Origin of the sequence: Nocardia vinacea (assembly GCF_035920345.1) — a bacterium.
Taxonomy (GTDB): Bacteria; Actinomycetota; Actinomycetes; order Mycobacteriales; family Mycobacteriaceae; genus Nocardia; species Nocardia vinacea_A.
Genome location: NZ_CP109149.1, coordinates 6,307,030 through 6,323,002, shown reverse-complemented (window position 1 = coordinate 6,323,002; position 15,973 = coordinate 6,307,030). Strand labels below are relative to the sequence as shown.

General features: G+C 66.0%; 17 protein-coding genes and 1 pseudogene. 12 read left to right on the top strand and 6 right to left on the bottom strand.

The genetic code is table 11. From position 1 onward, the window contains the following. Positions 1–14: 14 nt before the first annotated feature. The 4 genes from OIE68_RS28780 (at position 15) to OIE68_RS28765 (ending at position 3,196) form a co-directional block, all read left to right on the top strand. Positions 15–1,055 (top strand): RNA polymerase sigma-70 factor, encoded by a 1,041-nt coding sequence (locus tag OIE68_RS28780; RefSeq protein WP_327094187.1) that lies wholly within the window; start codon positions 15–17, stop codon positions 1,053–1,055. 82 nt (positions 1,056–1,137) lie between these two features. Next, positions 1,138–2,232, top strand: coding sequence for an NAD(P)/FAD-dependent oxidoreductase (locus tag OIE68_RS28775; protein WP_327094186.1), 1,095 nt, complete (start codon positions 1,138–1,140; stop codon positions 2,230–2,232). A 53-nt stretch (positions 2,233–2,285) separates the two neighbouring features. Further along, entirely contained in the window at positions 2,286–3,023 is a 738-nt protein-coding gene (locus tag OIE68_RS28770; RefSeq protein WP_327094185.1) for a Clp protease N-terminal domain-containing protein, read from the top strand. Further along, a complete protein-coding gene (locus OIE68_RS28765) occupies positions 3,020–3,196 on the top strand; it encodes a hypothetical protein (protein ID WP_327094184.1) in 177 nt (58 codons plus the stop codon). The genes OIE68_RS28770 and OIE68_RS28765 overlap by 4 nt, the downstream gene beginning before the upstream one ends. Before the next feature lie 7 nt (positions 3,197–3,203). On the opposite strand, the gene OIE68_RS28760 is transcribed toward OIE68_RS28765, so the two are convergent. Together OIE68_RS28760 and OIE68_RS28755 are read right to left on the bottom strand one after the other, a co-directional pair. Then, positions 3,204–5,261 carry an NAD(+) synthase gene (locus OIE68_RS28760; protein ID WP_327094183.1) on the bottom strand — a complete coding sequence of 686 codons (2,058 nt, stop codon included), beginning with the start codon at positions 5,259–5,261 and terminating at the stop codon, positions 3,204–3,206. A 44-nt stretch (positions 5,262–5,305) separates the two neighbouring features. Beyond that, on the bottom strand, positions 5,306–5,980 hold the full coding sequence (locus tag OIE68_RS28755; RefSeq protein WP_327094182.1) for a suppressor of fused domain protein: 675 nt from the start codon (positions 5,978–5,980) through the stop codon (positions 5,306–5,308). Between the two features lie 163 nt (positions 5,981–6,143). Between OIE68_RS28755 and OIE68_RS28750 the strand changes: the two genes are divergently transcribed. Together OIE68_RS28750 and groL are read left to right on the top strand one after the other, a co-directional pair. Then, on the top strand, positions 6,144–6,443 hold the full coding sequence (locus tag OIE68_RS28750) for a hypothetical protein (protein WP_327094181.1): 300 nt from the start codon (positions 6,144–6,146) through the stop codon (positions 6,441–6,443). A gap of 224 nt (positions 6,444–6,667) precedes the next feature. Beyond that, positions 6,668–8,293 (top strand): chaperonin GroEL, encoded by a 1,626-nt coding sequence (gene groL, locus OIE68_RS28745; RefSeq protein WP_040696754.1) that lies wholly within the window; start codon positions 6,668–6,670, stop codon positions 8,291–8,293. A 126-nt stretch (positions 8,294–8,419) separates the two neighbouring features. On the opposite strand, the gene OIE68_RS28740 is transcribed toward groL, so the two are convergent. Then, positions 8,420–9,475: a DUF6585 family protein gene (locus OIE68_RS28740; RefSeq protein WP_327094180.1), complete on the bottom strand. Its 1,056-nt coding sequence runs from the start codon at positions 9,473–9,475 to the stop codon at positions 8,420–8,422. A 218-nt stretch (positions 9,476–9,693) separates the two neighbouring features. Beyond that, on the bottom strand, positions 9,694–10,683 hold the full coding sequence (locus tag OIE68_RS28735; protein WP_327094179.1) for a superoxide dismutase: 990 nt from the start codon (positions 10,681–10,683) through the stop codon (positions 9,694–9,696). A gap of 123 nt (positions 10,684–10,806) precedes the next feature. Here OIE68_RS28735 and OIE68_RS28730 point away from each other — a divergent pair, with 123 nt between their 5' ends. Beyond that, the gene (locus tag OIE68_RS28730) at positions 10,807–11,265 is read left to right on the top strand and encodes a MarR family winged helix-turn-helix transcriptional regulator (protein WP_327094178.1); all 459 of its coding nucleotides are present in this window, start codon (positions 10,807–10,809) and stop codon (positions 11,263–11,265) included. A 45-nt stretch (positions 11,266–11,310) separates the two neighbouring features. Here OIE68_RS28730 and OIE68_RS28725 read toward each other — a convergent pair whose 3' ends face one another. Beyond that, positions 11,311–12,492, bottom strand: coding sequence for an MFS transporter (locus tag OIE68_RS28725; RefSeq protein WP_327094177.1), 1,182 nt, complete (start codon positions 12,490–12,492; stop codon positions 11,311–11,313). 46 nt (positions 12,493–12,538) lie between these two features. Here OIE68_RS28725 and OIE68_RS28720 point away from each other — a divergent pair, with 46 nt between their 5' ends. After that, on the top strand, positions 12,539–12,859 hold the full coding sequence (locus tag OIE68_RS28720; RefSeq protein WP_327094176.1) for a helix-turn-helix transcriptional regulator: 321 nt from the start codon (positions 12,539–12,541) through the stop codon (positions 12,857–12,859). Between the two features lie 116 nt (positions 12,860–12,975). Beyond that, positions 12,976–13,224, top strand: coding sequence for a hypothetical protein (locus OIE68_RS28715; protein ID WP_327094175.1), 249 nt, complete (start codon positions 12,976–12,978; stop codon positions 13,222–13,224). A gap of 1 nt (position 13,225) precedes the next feature. Here the strand turns inward: OIE68_RS28715 and OIE68_RS28710 are convergent, their stop codons facing one another. Beyond that, entirely contained in the window at positions 13,226–13,807 is a 582-nt protein-coding gene (locus OIE68_RS28710; RefSeq protein ID WP_327094174.1) for a TetR/AcrR family transcriptional regulator, read from the bottom strand. 60 nt (positions 13,808–13,867) lie between these two features. On the opposite strand from OIE68_RS28710, the gene OIE68_RS28705 reads away from it, so the two are divergent. The 3 genes and pseudogenes from OIE68_RS28705 (at position 13,868) to OIE68_RS28695 (ending at position 15,963) form a co-directional block, all read left to right on the top strand. Then, on the top strand, positions 13,868–14,251 hold the full coding sequence (locus tag OIE68_RS28705) for a DUF2867 domain-containing protein (RefSeq protein WP_327094173.1): 384 nt from the start codon (positions 13,868–13,870) through the stop codon (positions 14,249–14,251). 58 nt (positions 14,252–14,309) lie between these two features. Next, a pseudogene (locus tag OIE68_RS28700) lies at positions 14,310–15,103 on the top strand (HAD-IIA family hydrolase). A 227-nt stretch (positions 15,104–15,330) separates the two neighbouring features. Continuing rightward, positions 15,331–15,963 (top strand): TetR/AcrR family transcriptional regulator, encoded by a 633-nt coding sequence (locus tag OIE68_RS28695; RefSeq protein ID WP_327094172.1) that lies wholly within the window; start codon positions 15,331–15,333, stop codon positions 15,961–15,963. Positions 15,964–15,973: the final 10 nt, after the last annotated feature.

The following is a 15,973-nucleotide window of genomic DNA, read 5'->3' as shown; positions in this document are numbered from 1 at the left end:
GGAATGCTGCGCCTATGAGCAGCGTTGCGGCACTTGGTGGTTTGGGGTTCTGGGGATTCGATCTGGGTCGGGTTTTCGGTGGTGGCCGGACCATCGGGTCGGCCTCCGAACTGTCGAAGGCAGGGTGGATCCCGACCGGTACCGTCATCTTCGGCGGCCGAGCACGGAAGAAGGTGGCGGTGGAACCGGATGGATTGCGCGAATTTCAGGCGCATCGCCCGCGCCTGTTCGCGCTCGCCTATCGGATGCTCGGCTACGCGACCGAGGCCGAGGATGCGGTACAGGAGACCTACCTGCGCTGGGATGGCACCGACCGCACCACGATTCGCTCGGCCGAGGCCTGGCTGACCACCGCGGTCGTGAATCTCTGCCGTACCTGGCTGGTTTCGGCGCGGGCCCGTCGGGAGACCTACGTCGGGCCGTGGCTGCCCGAGCCGGTACCGACCGCGCGCGGTGAGCTCGGGCCGTTGGAGACGGTGGAGGAGCGCGAGTTGGTTTCGCTGGCGCTGCTGACGGCATTGGAGCGGTTGAGCCCCATCGAGCGTGCGGTTTTCGTGCTGCGCGAGGCATTCGGATACGCACACCGGGAGATCGCGGACATGCTCGCGGTATCCGAGGCCAATTCGCAGCAGATCTTCCGCCGGGCCGGTATCCGGGTGCGCGAGGGGCGGCCGCGCTTCGATGTTCCGGCCGATCAAGCCCGTGAGCTGATCGAGCGCTTCCTGAAGGCGGCACGCATCGGGGATATCGAGGCATTGGAGCGGATGCTCGCGGCCGATGTCGTCTCGACCGCGGACGGCGGCGGTCAGGTCACCGCGGCTCGGCGCCCGATCGTCGGGGCTCCCGCGGTCGCGCGGTATGTGGCCGGACTGTTCCGGTGGGAGGTGCCGGGGATGGTGATGGCGCTCGAGGAGATCAACGGCGCGCTCGCGGTCGTCGTGCGGTTGGCGGGGGAGCCCGCATTGGTCGTCGGCGTGGACACCCTCGACGATTCGGTGACCGCGCTGCGCATGATCGTCAATCCGGAGAAGCTGACCTATATCGGGCGGGCGTGACGCGGGTCATTTCCCGAGGCTGTCAGGGATCGGAGGGCTGTCCCGTCTAAGGGGTGTCGGCCGATCGAAAGGGAGCCACATCATGACCGGACAGCATCGAATCGTCGTCCTCGGCGCCGGATACGCGGGGCTGGCGGCGGCCCGCAGGTTGGCGCGCACCGCCCGCGACGCCCACATCACCGTTGTCGACGCCCGCGCGACCTTTGTCGAACGGGTGCGGTTGCACCAATACGGTGCGGGGCAGTCGATTCCGGCACGGGACCTGCGAGAGTTGCTCGAATCCAAGCGAATTCACTTCGTACGTGCTTGGGTGCAGGGGATCGATACCGAGCACAAGCAGGTGATCCTCGACGGCGCACCGGATCTCGAATACGACGCGCTCATCTATGCGCTGGGCAGTACAAACGATCCTGCGGGCGTCCAAGGGGTGGCGGAGTACGCGTATTCGGTTGCCACACCCGATGATTCGGAGTGGTTGCGGAACGGCATTGCGATCGGGCGGATCGTGGTGGTCGGTGGCGGTGCCACCGGCATCGAGCTGGCCGCGGAACTGGCCGAGTCCCGACCGGACTTGCGGGTGGTGCTGCTCGGCTCGGATGAGCCTGCCTCCTGGCTGTCGACGCGGGCGCGCGATCATGTGCGACGGGCGCTGGAGCGGCTCGGGGTCGAGATCCGTTCGGACGCAAAAGTTATCGAGGTGACTCCGGAAGGCGTTCGGTTGGCCGACGGGTCCGTGGTCGAGGCCGCCGCGACGGTGTGGACCGCTGGTTTCGGAGTGCCGGAGCTGGCGCGGCGGGCCGGGTTCGCGGTGGACGGGCATGGTCGGGTGCTGACCGACGAGACGTTGCGGTCGGTATCGCATCCGGATGTCTACGTGGCGGGCGACGCTGCCGTGATCGCGGGTCCGGGTGGTCGGGAACTGCGGATGGCATGTGCGACGGCATTGCCCACCGGCAAGTACGCGGCCGACGCAGTTGTCGCACGGCTGGCCGGTCGTGCACCCCGTGAGCTGCGGTTCCGGTACTTCTTCCAGTGCATCAGCCTCGGTCGGCGCGATGGCGTCATCCAGTTTCTGCACGCGGACGACTCCCCGGGACGGACCGTGCTCACCGGGCGGACGGCTGCCTGGTTCAAGGAGCAGATCGTGCGTGGTGCGGCCGGGGCGGCACGTCCCTGAAAAATCGTCAACTAGTGGTTGACGAAGCGGAATCGTCAACTTATGGTTGACGCATGGCAATCAATGTACGCCTCGACGATCTGATCGATGGCATCAAAAAAGCACGTCCGGACAATGTGCTCGACCAACTCTCCGATGCGGTGGTCACGGCCGGACACTTCGGCGAAGTGGCCGATCATCTGATCGGCCACTTCGTGGATCAGGCCCGCCGCTCCGGCGCATCGTGGACCGATATCGGCGCCAGCATGGGCGTCACCAAACAGGCCGCGCAGAAGCGGTTTGTGCCCAAGGGGCCGGGTGATCCGGCGGAAGCCGCGGCCATGGATCCCAATGCGGGCTTCGCGAAGTTCACCCCGCGCGCACGAAAGATGGTGGTGGCCTCCCAGGAGGCAACTCGCACCTCCGGTCATACGGAGATCGCGATCGGACATCTGGTGCTGGCTCTGCTGTCCCAACCGGAAAGCCTCGGCGCGCGGGCGATTACCGCCCAGGGGGTGCAACTGGACGCGGTCCGGGATGCTGCGACCGCGGCCATCGCCGAACGGCCCGCCGATCCGGAGAATATGGGCGCGCTCATTCCATTCGGACCCGAGGCCAAGAAGGCGCTCGAGCTGACCTTCCGTGAGGCACTTCGCTTGGGACACAACTACATCGGCTCCGAACATGTCCTGCTCGCCCTGCTCGAACAGGAGAACGGTTCCGGAATCCTGTCCGATCTCGGCGTCGACAAGGCGAAGGCCGAAGCCGATCTGACCGAACTGCTGTCGGTGATCGCCGCCGAGAAGTCATGAACGCCCGGGCCGCGTTCGGCGCCGGACGACGTCGAATTGCCCGGCTGGTCATCGGCATTCGATCCGCGCACGCGGCCAGGGCAAGGCAGCGGCGGGCCATCCGGTCCCGTGGGATGTCGGTGCGGCACAACCTCACGGCTTCGCTCGAATACCGTGAGCCCCTTGCGGCGTGACGGCGGCTCAGTCCTCGGGCACGTTGCGGGCGAGTTCGTCCAACCAGGCGGCGGCGGAGGCGTCGCTCGGCGCTCGCCAGTCGCCGCGTGGTGAAAGTGAGCCGCCCGAACCGACTTTCGGGGCATTGGGCAGGGTGGAGCGTTTGAACTGGCTGGACTGGATGAAGCGGCGCAGGAATTCGGCGAGCCAGTGTTTGATGGTCGGCAGGTCGTAGGTGTTGCGCTGGTCGGCCGGAATGAGGTCCGGCCAGCTGCCGCGGTCGCGCTCGGACCAGGCGTGCCGGGCGAGGTAGGCGACCCGGCTCGGGCGATAACCGAAGCGCAGCATGTAGTAGAGGTGGAAGTCCTGCAGTTCATAGGGGCCGACGGTGGCCTCGGAGCTCTGGCTCGGTGCGGTGGAATCGTGGCTGGGCACCAACTCCGGTGAGATCTCGGTCTGCAGGATCGATGACAGCACCCGGCCCGCCTCGGGGCCGAACTGATCGGTGTCGACCGCCCAGGCGATCAGATATTTGACCAGAGTTTTGGGGACCGAGGCGTTCACGCTGTAGTGCGCCATATGGTCGCCGACGCCGAAAGTGCACCAGCCCAAGGCGAGTTCACTGAGATCGCCGGTGCCGACCACGAGTGCGTGGTGCTGGTTGGCAAGTCGGAACAGATGCGAGGTGCGCTCGCCGGCCTGCACATTCTCGTAGGTGACGTCGTACTGCGGAATACCGTCGGCGGCAGGGTGTTTCAGGTCGCGCAGCATCTGGGTGGCGGACGGACGGATATCGATCTCCTGCGCGGTCACGCCGAGCGCGTCCATCAGCGCGTGCGCGTCCGTGCGCGTTCGGGTGCTGGTCGCGAAGCCGGGCATGGTGTAGGCCAGCACATTCGCGCGCGGCAGTCCGAGCCGGTCCATGGTTTTGGCCGCGACGATCAGCGCCTGGGTGGAATCCAATCCACCGGATACGCCGATGACCACGCGCTGACTGCCGGTCGCACGCAGCCGGGTGCTCAGGCCCTCGACCTGGATGTGATGCACCTCTGCGCACCGTTCGTTGCGCGCGGCCGGATCGCTGGGAACGTAAGGGAAGCGCTGTATTTCGCGCCCCAAGGTGATGGCACTCGTCGGGACCGGCAACTCGACCTCGATGCGCCGCAACCGCACCAGGCGGTCGCGGTGATCGTGCACATTGTCGGCGAAACTGGTGGTGCGGATGCGATCCGCGGCCAGCCGCTGCAGATCGAGATCTGCGGTGATCAACTGGGGATGGTCGGAGAACCGCTCACCCTCGGCGAGTAGGTCGCCGTTCTCGCATACCAGTGCCTGTCCGTCCCAGGCCATATCGGTGGTCGATTCACCGTGTCCCGCAGCCGAATACAGATAGGCGGCCAGATAGCGCGCGGAATGCGAGGTGCACAGCGCGCGCCGGTAGTCGGCCTTACCGATGACGATATTGCTCGCCGACAGATTGACCAGCACCGTCGCACCGGCCAGCGCGGCATATCCACTGGGCGGCAACGGAACCCAGCCGTCTTCGCAGATCTCCAGGTGGAATACGAAGTCGTCGAGATTGGTCGCGGTGAACAACAGATCGGATCCGAACGGCACCCGCTGACCCGCGATCGTGATGTGGTCGTCCAGCGTTTCGCGTGCCGCCGCGAACTGGCGCTTCTCATAGAACTCGCGATAGTTGGGCAGATAGCTCTTCGGCGCGGCGCCGAGCACCGTGCCGCGGCATATCGCGATGCCGCAGTTGAACAGCCGCCCCTGCGTCCGTACCGGCGCACCGACCACCAGCACCGTATCGATCTCGACGCTCGCCGCGACCACCTGCTCGATTGCCGCGCCCACCGCATCGTCGAGCGCATCCTGGTGGAAAAGATCGTCGGCGGTGTAGCTGGAGAGTCCGAGTTCGGGAAAGACGGTCAGCACCACGCTGTCGGCGGCCGCTTGCCGAGCGAGCTCGAGCGTCTGCTCGGCATTGAACGCGGGATCGGCGACCCGGATCCGCGGCACCGCGACCGCCACCCGCGCGAACCCGTGCCGATAGAGCGAGTCGAACGGCAATGCGGGCACGGGCGTCCCCCTTCGGGATCGTTGATCTTCCTCCATGGCGAAATCTACGCTCGCCCGCGCAGGCCCCCGCCCCAGCGCGGCCATTTCGCCTTGGTCTTCGGTTCCTCCATGAGCGGTCCGCGCTCGATATCGGTGACCAACAGCGGCAGCCGCGGTGCGAGTTCGTCGAGCACCGCCAGCGTGTGCCCGCCCTGCGCGGTCCGGTACTCCGGCATGGTCAGGCCGACGATCTGCAGGAACTGCATCCGCCCGTGCGGTGTGTCGATGGCGCCGAGCTCCGGGTCGACGGTGAAGGCGACGGCTTGGATATCCGAATCCGGATGATCCGCGGCGATCGGGCCGTTCGACTTGATGGTGTGGCCCGGTGCGAACCAATTCCCGGATTGGAACACGTAGCGGGCCAGATTCTGCAGGAAGTTCGCCGGCCAGACCGGCGGCTTCTCGTCGGCCGGTGTGCGCAGCAGGCGGAAGGTGAATTCGAATCCCCAACCCGATTCGTCCGGGCTATCCCATTCCTTCTCGTACAGCTCGGTCATGCCGTAGCTGATGTAGTGCCAGTGTGGGACCGGTTCGGTGCGCGGATAGGCGCTGATGCCGTCCAACGGATCGGGTCCGCCGAGCGACCAGGGGACCCCCGTCCCCCAATGGCTGGGTGCGGTGTCGTGGTACAGCTGCTCCAACGCGGCATCGATAGCGTTCCAGCCGGGACTTTCACTCACCTGGACACCATAAGGTCGGCGCCGATCCTGCGCCGCGCCACGCGGTCGTAAGCCATTGGCGGACAGCGATTTGCTGGTCGCGCGACTTGGGTCGGTGCCGCGGATCCTGGACTGGTCGGCCTGTCGGGAAAGGGCTGCTCCGACGCACCGGTAAGCTATAGCAATGGCGGATGACACGGACTCCGACCTGGTTGCGGGGGAACGACGCGCTGATCTCGAGCGTGCGCTGACCTATGTCTCCACCGAACCGCAGCCCGACGGCGGCTACATCATCAACGGCGACCTGCCGCCCGATGTCGCGCCACCGTTCATTCGGGCGATCATGCGGGTGGAGGCGGAGTTGCTGCTGAACGACGCGGAACTCGTAACGGTCGATGAGGGTGAACCACGCACGCCCGAGGAGCGCCGGGCCGATGCTTTCGTCGCGTTGATACTCCGGGTGGACGACCGCAGCTCGGCCTGAGCCGGTGCTGAGCAGCGCGGCGGACCTTGCACTCGATACCCCTGAGTGCTAAAAAGGGCTTGGCACTCTCGACGTGTGAGTGCCAGGTCGGGACGGTGAGACCGGGTTCCATCGACACCCTCGGTCGTCCGTCGCGGGCACCGAACCTGGCCAGCGTAAATGGGGCGATCCAACCTGCGGTCGTCCTGTGTGTCAGCCATATACATGTGGAGGATCTCAACGCAATGGCCAAGACAATTGCGTACGACGAAGAGGCCCGTCGCGGCCTCGAGCGGGGTCTGAACGCCCTCGCCGACGCGGTTAAGGTGACGCTGGGCCCCAAGGGTCGCAACGTTGTCCTGGAGAAGAAGTGGGGCGCCCCCACGATCACCAACGATGGTGTTTCCATCGCCAAGGAGATCGACCTGGAGGACCCGTACGAGAAGATCGGCGCCGAGCTGGTCAAGGAAGTCGCCAAGAAGACCGACGACGTCGCGGGCGACGGCACCACCACCGCCACCGTGCTCGCCCAGGCGCTCGTACGTGAGGGCCTGCGCAACGTTGCGGCCGGCGCCAACCCGCTGGGTCTGAAGCGCGGCATCGAGAAGGCCGTCGAGGCCGTCACCACCAAGCTCCTCGCGACCGCCAAGGAGGTCGAGACCAAGGAGCAGATCGCCGCCACCGCCGGTATCTCGGCCGGTGACGCGTCCATCGGTGAGCTGATCGCCGAGGCCATGGACAAGGTCGGCAAAGAAGGCGTCATCACCGTCGAGGAGAGCAACACCTTCGGGCTCCAGCTGGAGCTCACCGAGGGTATGCGCTTCGACAAGGGCTACATCTCGGGTTACTTCGTGACCGACCCGGAGCGTCAGGAAGCGGTCCTCGAGGATCCGTACATCCTGCTCGTCGGTTCCAAGGTTTCCACCGTCAAGGACCTGCTGCCGCTGCTGGAGAAGGTCATCCAGGCCGGTAAGCCGCTGCTGATCATCGCCGAGGACGTCGAGGGCGAGGCCCTGTCGACCCTGGTCGTGAACAAGATCCGCGGCACCTTCAAGTCCGTTGCCGTCAAGGCGCCGGGCTTCGGTGACCGTCGCAAGGCGCAGCTCGCCGATATCGCCATCCTGACCGGTGGCGAGGTCATCAGCGAAGAGGTCGGCCTCTCCCTGGAGACCGCGGGCATCGAGCTGCTCGGCCAGGCGCGCAAGGTCGTCATCACCAAGGACGAGACCACCATCGTCGAGGGCGCGGGTGACGCGGAGGCCATCAAGGGCCGCGTCGCGCAGATCCGCACCGAGATCGAGAACTCGGACTCGGACTACGACCGGGAGAAGCTGCAGGAGCGTCTGGCCAAGCTGGCCGGCGGTGTTGCGGTGATCAAGGCCGGCGCCGCGACCGAGGTCGAGCTCAAGGAGCGCAAGCACCGCATCGAGGATGCCGTGCGCAACGCCAAGGCCGCCGTCGAGGAGGGCATCGTCGCCGGTGGTGGCGTGGCCCTGCTGCAGTCGGCTCCGGCGCTGGACGACCTGAAGCTGACCGGTGACGAGGCGACCGGTGCGAACATCGTGCGTGTCGCGCTGTCGGCTCCGCTGAAGCAGATCGCCTTCAACGCGGGCCTCGAGCCCGGCGTTGTCGCCGAGAAGGTCTCGAACCTGCCGGCGGGCCACGGCCTGAACGCCGACTCGGGCGAGTACCAGGACCTCCTGGCCGCCGGTGTCGCCGACCCGGTCAAGGTCACCCGTTCGGCCCTGCAGAACGCGGCCTCCATCGCGGCCCTGTTCCTTACCACCGAGGCCGTCGTCGCCGACAAGCCGGAGAAGGCCGCCGCTCCCGCCGGCGACCCGACCGGTGGCATGGGCGGCATGGACTTCTGAGTCCCGCTCCCCAGCAACACCTTTAGACCCGAAGGCCGGTCCACCATCAGGTGGCCCGGCCTTCGGCCTTTGGTTGGCTCGAACGGATGAAGGCTGATGGTTCGGTGGAAGGGGTTGGGGCGGGGGTTAATTCGAGGCGGCGCTCAGGTCTTGGGTGGGGCGGTTGGGGGTTTTGGCGGTGCCTTTGGCCGTTGAGGTAGGGGGTTCGATTTGTTGATCGGCGGCTGTCTCGGGAGCATTTTCGACCGTCGGATCGGAGGCGACTACCGGCGTGAGTGGATCGGAGTCGACCGTCGGCGTGGGCGGATCGGATTCGGCAGCCGGTGTGATGGTCGGCAGTTCGGGATCCGCGGGTTCGGTTGCGGCCGATTCGGCGGCGGACTCTGCGGCGGCGGCCAGGCGTAGGCGTTCGGCGAGTTCGTTGAAGATGTAGAAGTTGGGGATCTGGCCGACGGGGGTGAGGGAGACCCAGTTGCCGTCGACCTTCATGCGGACCAAACCGCTTCGGGCGTCGATCAATTGGATCTGTTCCCAGGTGTAGGCCCGGCTGTGGAAATAGAGTGCGGCCAGGTCGAGGGCGATTTCGCCGAAATGGACGGTCGCGCCGTCATCGATTGCGGCCACGGCGCGGGGGAGCTGGGCCAGGGTGACGGCCGACTGGATGGCCCGGCCCCAGTCGCGCGCGTCGCCGAACAGGGTGTCGTCGAATGCGGCCTCGGCGCCGTCGGGGCCCGACATCCGCAGCGAGTACTCGGGGTGGGCGGAATTCTGGAAGGGGATGACCTGCTGGCGCACTTCGGCGCTGTCCCAGCGGAACCCGGCCACCTGCTCACCGGAGCGGTACACGGTCATGCCGACATCGAACAGATCCAGCCGTGCGGCGCGGTGCCGACGATTGCGCCGCCCGCGGAAGAATGCCAACGACGCGGGCACCAGGGCGAGCAGACCGACCGCGAGCGCACCGGGATAGGCACCGACCGTCACACAGATAACTCCCACGGCCGTGAACCCGCCCGCGACGATCCCGCAGCCACGCACGAAAGTATCGCTCGCCGGCGCCGGTAGAAAGGTCTGTCGGTGCGTGCCGAGCTTCTGATATTCGGCCATCAGGTGGATCAGCTGCGACAGTGGAACCTTTTGTGGCCCGCCGGTTCCGACATCGCCATGGCTCGGAGTGGTCAATTGTCCCTCCATGAGGCGGTTTTCCTCCGCGGCGAAGCGTATGACACTCGCCCGAAGGTCGCCACCCCAGCCGCGTGCCCGGTCAGTCGGCCGAGCTTACGTCATCGCGGCGGCATACCTGCGATGGGTGCGGGCGTTTCGGCGTGATTTAGATCAAGTTGTCATACCGCGAATAGGCCGATTGCCGGTCCACTGAACGAACCGGCCGCGCGGCGGGATCAGATTCCGTCAATTGTCAGGACGGCGAACGGCATGGTCGGGGTGCCAGGCCCCATCGGCCCGCCCTTATCGAATTGGGAAGAGACGACCAGCGTTCGACCATTGCTGCGTACCAATGTGGTGGGAATGCGCAGGGAGTCATCGGTGACCGCGCGTTCCAGCTCGACGGACCCGCCGTCATCGCTGATCTGCCAGCGGGTAATGGTGTTGCTGGTATTCTGGGCCGCCCACAGCGTGCTGCCGTGCAGTTCCAGTCCGTCACCGTGTTTCAGGTCGGCGCCGTGCATTGTCACCTTGCGAATCTCCGGCGAATTCGCCGCGGTCGCAACGCGATACAGCTCACCGGAATTCATATCGACGATCAGCAGATAGCGACCGGAATCGTCGGACACGATGCCGTTCAAGGTAAATGCGTCCGGCGCGTGCGGGCTGGTAATGGTGCTCAGGTCGAATTGTGTTGTCAGAATCGCCTTTCCGCCGTGCGCCGCAGTGACCTGCTCCGGGGTGACCCGGTAGACCACCGGTCGCAGGCTGTCGGTCAGATATGCGCTGCCGTCCGGCGTGATGGCCAGATCATTGACCAGGCTCGGTTCGGTGCCGGTGATATCGAAGCGGGCGACCAGCGCCCGGCTGCCGGTGTCGTACACCGCGACTCCGGCGGTCGAGTCGATGACCCACAGTCGCCCTGCCGCATCGACTTTCAGGCCATTGGCGGTTTTGCGGCCGTCGGTCCCTTCGGGCAGGAAGATTTCGGCTCGCGTGGCGCCGGGTGTCGCGCGGTAGACGGCGCCGTTGGCGTATGAGCCGACGTAGGTGTCACCGGTGCGGGGGTCGACGGCGATGCCCTCCGGGTAGACGCGATCACCGGGCAGTTCGTATGCGGTGCTGATGCGGGTCGCGGGTTGGCTCGCGGCCTCCGTCGCGGTGCCGCACGACGTGACGGCGGTGCAGGCAATGGCGGTGGCGATGGTCGAGATGGTGCGGAACATGCTCGTGGCTCCTGATAGTCGAACATCCGGATGCATTCACATCTTAGAATGTGCACGAACGTATATTAGAACTCTAATCAACGTCAAGAGTCTAACCAGTAGACGGGCAGTTACCATGCGGATATGACGTCCATGCACTCCTCTGAGCGCCTCGGCTCGTATCTCAAGCGCGCCGAACAGGCTCTCAACTCGGCGAAGAGCGCGGCGCTCAAACCGGCGGGCCTCACCGTTCCCCAGTACGGGGCCCTGCTGTTCCTCATCGAAAATCCGGGCATCAACGCCGCCGCGCTGGCCCGCCTGTGCGGGGTGACCCCGCCGACCATGAATACGATTCTGACCAATCTCCAGGACCGCGGCCTCATCGAGCGCACCCCGCACGCCTGGCACAAGAACGTCCTGGAGACCCGTCTCACCGAAGCGGGGGCGGCGCTCGCGCAGGAGGCGGACATGAATGCAGTCCGCGTGGAACGCGCATTGGCCGACGAATTCACCGAGACCGAAAATGCCGCGCTGCGCGAACTGCTCACCCGCTGCGCCGACCTGCTCGACTCCATCCGTCCCGAATCCGCGCCGAAAAAATAGCTCCCGGATCGGATCGACCCGGGAGCTATTGGGGTACGGGCGATTTCACGCCCGAGCGACTACCGCCGCTTCGGCGCGCGCCGGTCGGCGCAGGGTTGCGACGCCGAGCGCGAGGGCGCCGAAGCCGACCGCGGCGGAGGTCCACGGGAGCCAGCTCGCGCCCGACGAATCCAGCACCGTGCCGCCGAGCAGTGAGCCGATGCCGCTGCCCAGGTAGATGGCCGAGCCATTGAGGCCGAGCGCGACGGTCGGCGCGTCATGGGCAATGGCGAAGAGCCGGAATTGCTGCGGGATCAGGATCGCGGATCCGAAGAGGCCGGTCAGGCCGAGTACCGCGAAGACCGCCCAGTTGGCGTGGGTGGCCGGGCCGAGCAGCATCAGGCCGATGAGGCTGCCGACGAGTCCGACGGCCAGTGTGCGGGCCGGGCCGAAGCGGTCCACCGCCCGGCCCGCCTGGGAGTTGCCGATGACCTGACCGATGCCCATGACCAGCAGCAGCCACGCGAGTTGTCCCTGCGGCACCGATGGGGCAACGACGACCGGCAGGTAGACGATGGTCGTATAGCCCGCGGTCATCTGCAACGTCGTCACCAGCAGAACTCGCAGCACGGCGGGCCGAGCGAGCACGCCGACGCGATCGCGCAATCCGGTACTCGGCAAGGTGACGCGCGGCAGCAGCAGCACCAGCGCGGCCGCGATGGCCCCGCCCGCGACAATCGCCCAGAGCACCCCGCGCCAACCGATCCAACGCTCCACGAAGATGCCGATCGGCACGCCCGCGACGGCGGACAGCGTAATTCCGGCGGTGACGACCGATAGCGCCCGGCCGCGGTGCGCGTCGTCGGCGACCACCCCGGCCACGGCGAAGGCATTGGCCTGGAATGCCGCCGCGCCGATGGCGGCAACGATGCGTGCACCGGCCATTACCGAAAAGTCTTGCGCCGCAGCCTGTCCGATCATGCCGATGACAAAAAGCGCCGCACCGCCGCCCAATACCCAGCGCCGGTCCCAGGATCCGGTCGCGGCCGCGATGATCGGCGAGGCGATGGCGTAGGTCCAGGCGAACATGGTGGTGAGCTGGCCCGCGGTGGCCACCGAGACGTCCAGGTCGCGGGCGATGAGCGGGAGCATGCCATTGAGGACGAAACCGTCGGTACCCAGCACGAAGGTGCCGACGGCGAGTGGGATCAGGGATCGATACAGATTGTTCGATGGTTGTCGAAGCATCTTATGATGCTGAGATATAATTCGATGGTTGTCAAACGATCGGAGGATGGACATGCGCCAGCTACCGCAGCCGAGCACCGGCGACCTGGACCTGATCCGGGTGCTCAGCGCCATCGCCGATCCGATCCGGCTGGAGCTGATCCGCTCGCTCGCCGGGGTCCGCGAACCGCTCAGTTGCGCCATCGATAAGTTCGATGTCGAAATCACCGCCGCCACCGCGTCGCACCACTGGAAGGTGCTGCGCGATGCGGGTGTCACGACCACCTACGTCTCCGGCCGCAATCGACTCGTCGAACTGCGGCGTGACGATCTGGAGGAACGTTTCCCCGGCCTGCTCGATGCGGTTATCAACGGTTCGCAACTCTGACCTGAGCACTCGACCGCCTGGTGTTCAAACGCCCCAAAAGTATTGGCTTTACCGGCGATCCCGTAGCAGGTGCACTTGGGGTGGGGACCAGCCTCGAACGTCACTCAGGGGGGACAATGGACGGGTTCTTGGTCGTGATCGTGATCGGCGTCGTGCTGCTGCTGTACGGGGCGCTCGTGATCATCAATCTCGCGCACCGCGACAGTCGGGGGCGCCGCAACCGCCGCAGTCGGAGTCGATGGGCCGCAGGCGGCGGTGGCGAGGGCGGCGGCGGTTGCGGCGGCGGCTCCAGTTGCGGCGGCGGTTCGGGCTGCGGTGGGGGCGGTTGCGGCGGCGGTGGTGGTGGTTGCGGCGGGGGCAGCTGATTCAGTCCGGCAACAGACTCTGAAATGCGCTGTCTACCAACATTCTTCGCTGTGCATCGGTACTCGGGAGCGTGTCGGGGGAGACGCGGGCCAGTTGGTTGAAGCCGTGGTAAATGCTCACGGCGACAACCGCTCTGGTCCGCGCCTGCCCGGCGGTCAGCCCCAATTCGCGCAGCAATTCCGTGACGTATTCGATGCGCCGGTCCGCGACTCGGCGCAGTGTCGCGGCGACCGATTCCTGGTCCGCCGAGGCCAATAGCGCCAATTCGATGCGTCCGGTGGCCGCGTAATCGATGACCTGGGCGAAGAGTCGGTGCAACCGCTCGGCCGGGTCGGTCTCGATGGCGATCTCGGCGATCACATCGTCGGTGCTGCGCTGCTCCCAGCGCGCCAGTGCCGCCTCGACGAGGGCCGCGCGGTCCTTGAAATGCCAGTAGAAGCTGCCCTTGGTGGTGCCGAGCCGCTTGGCGATGGGCTCGACGGCGACCGCCGCCAGACCGCCCTCCGCCAGCGCGTCCAGCGCGGCCTGTGCCCAATCGTCGGCGCTGAGCCGTGTCTTCGCGGTCGCATCCCCTTGTGCCATTCCCGTACGCTACCGTATGGTCGTTCCATACGGCCCCGTATGGGTTATCGGAGGAATGTGATGCCGACTTATGGACGAGTCGAAATTCCCGAACGAGCCGCCCTGGCGCGCTCGTCGGGCACCGACTGGGATTACATCGATTCCTACGAAATAGCGTTGCCGCCGGGCGCTCCAACCGACCCTCGGAAATGGACCCGAAAGATATTCTTCGGCAACCCTTTTCCTGATCGCGAATGCGACGAGCGCGAGCAGGTGACCGCCGATGTGATGGCGGTCCTCGACTTTGTCGTCTCGGTTCTCGTCGACGACGGCACGGTCACCATCACCTCGCTGGTCAAGTATCGAAATCACTGGGGCCGAAGGTATTTCGCCGTCGTGCGCCCATTTCATCGTCGGCTCGTGCCGTGGATGCTTGCGCGTGCCGCCCGCAGTTTCGCCCGCTGACGCGCCGTGTCGAACGGATGCGGGGACGCGCCCTGTTCCGCGGTCGTAGGCTGAACCCATGTCCGGCGACATACGCGGTGTGCTCTACGACATCGACGGCGTGCTGGTGACCTCCTGGCGCGAGATCCACGGTGCGGTCGACGCCGTGCGCCGCGTGCACGAAAGTGGTTTGCGCCGAAGGTTTCTCACCAACACCACCTCCCGAACCTGCGATGAGATCGCCGAGCGGCTGCGGGACGCCGGGTTCGATGTCGATACCGCGGAGATTGTCACCGCTGCCCGGCTCACCGGCGAATATGTGGGCCGCCGGTACCCGGATGCGGCAGTCTGGGTGCTCAATCACGGCGATATCGCGGCCGACCTCGCTGAACTGACTCTCGATGACGAACATCCGGATGTCATCGTAATCGGCGGCGCCGGTGTGGAATTCACACATGGCGCGCTGAGCCGGGTGGCCGAGCTGATGCTGGACGGCTTCCGGTCGTCGCGATGCACAGCGGCCTGAGCTGGGCCACCGATACCGGGCTCCGCATCGACGCGGGCGCGTACCTGCCGGGTCTGGAGGCGGCAGGCAATGCCGAGATCGCCGTGGTCGGCAAGCCCGCGGCGGCCGGATTCCGGACCTGCGCGGACCTTATGGACCTCGACCCGGCCGAGGTGCTGATGATCGGTGACGATCTGCACTCCGATGTGCTAGCCGCCCAACAGGTCGATATGACCGGAGTTCTGGTGCGCACCGGCAAATTCCGGCCCGCCGTTCTGGCGGCGGCTTCGGCCGCACCGGATCACGTCATCGATTCCGTAGCGGAACTGCCCGCGTTGTTGAAAGATCTGTCGAAAGAATTATTCTAAAAAAGTCCTGCAAAACACTTTCGGCGTGCCGAACCCCTCGGAATCCTCCGTTGCGGCAAACAATCAGTGACGACCACTGTGGTGGCAGTTAGATCGGAGAGCAGCATCCGCTGAGCGCAATAGCAACCGAGCGGCCAACTTTCGGCTAACAACTGTTCCGCCGAAGGTTGAGACGAACGGCCCGATCCATGACGAGGGGATCGGGCCCTTCGGTATTGTCTGCCCCAATGTCACAGGATGCGAATACGGGACGAATGTATGCCGGGCAACCCGTAGAGGACCGGCAACGTCAGCGGCGTGCGCGTTTTCTGGAATCGGGCCTGACGGTCTTTGCGCGCGATGGCTACGCCAATAGTTCGGTCGGCGCTATCTGTAAGGACGCCGGACTCTCCTCGAGGCAGTTCTACGAGGAGTTCACCGGCCGCGAATCCCTCCTACTCGAGCTCTACGAGCAGATCGATAGGGGATCGCGCGATGCGGTAACCGCCGCCCTCGAGAAGAAATCCGACGCGACCGCGCTGGAGATCATCGATGCCTCGGTGCGCGCCTACGTCGAATCCATCGGCTCCGATCCGCGCAAGGCGCGGGTGGCGCTGGTAGAGGTCGTCGGCGCCGGGCCGAAGGTGGAGAAGTTCCGGCTGGAGCTTCGTCGCGTCTGGGGTTCGCTACTCGCCGGCGCCGCGGAGGATGCCGCCTTGCACGGCGAAATCCCAACGGGCGACTACGAGATGCGGGTGCTGGCCATCATCGGCGCGGTCAACTACGTGGTGGATTCCTGGAGCGGTTCGGACCCGCGCCCGCCACTAGACGACGTGATCCGGGTGCTCAGCCGAGTGATCATGGGTGCGGTCGGCGCGTAGTTCCGGCGGC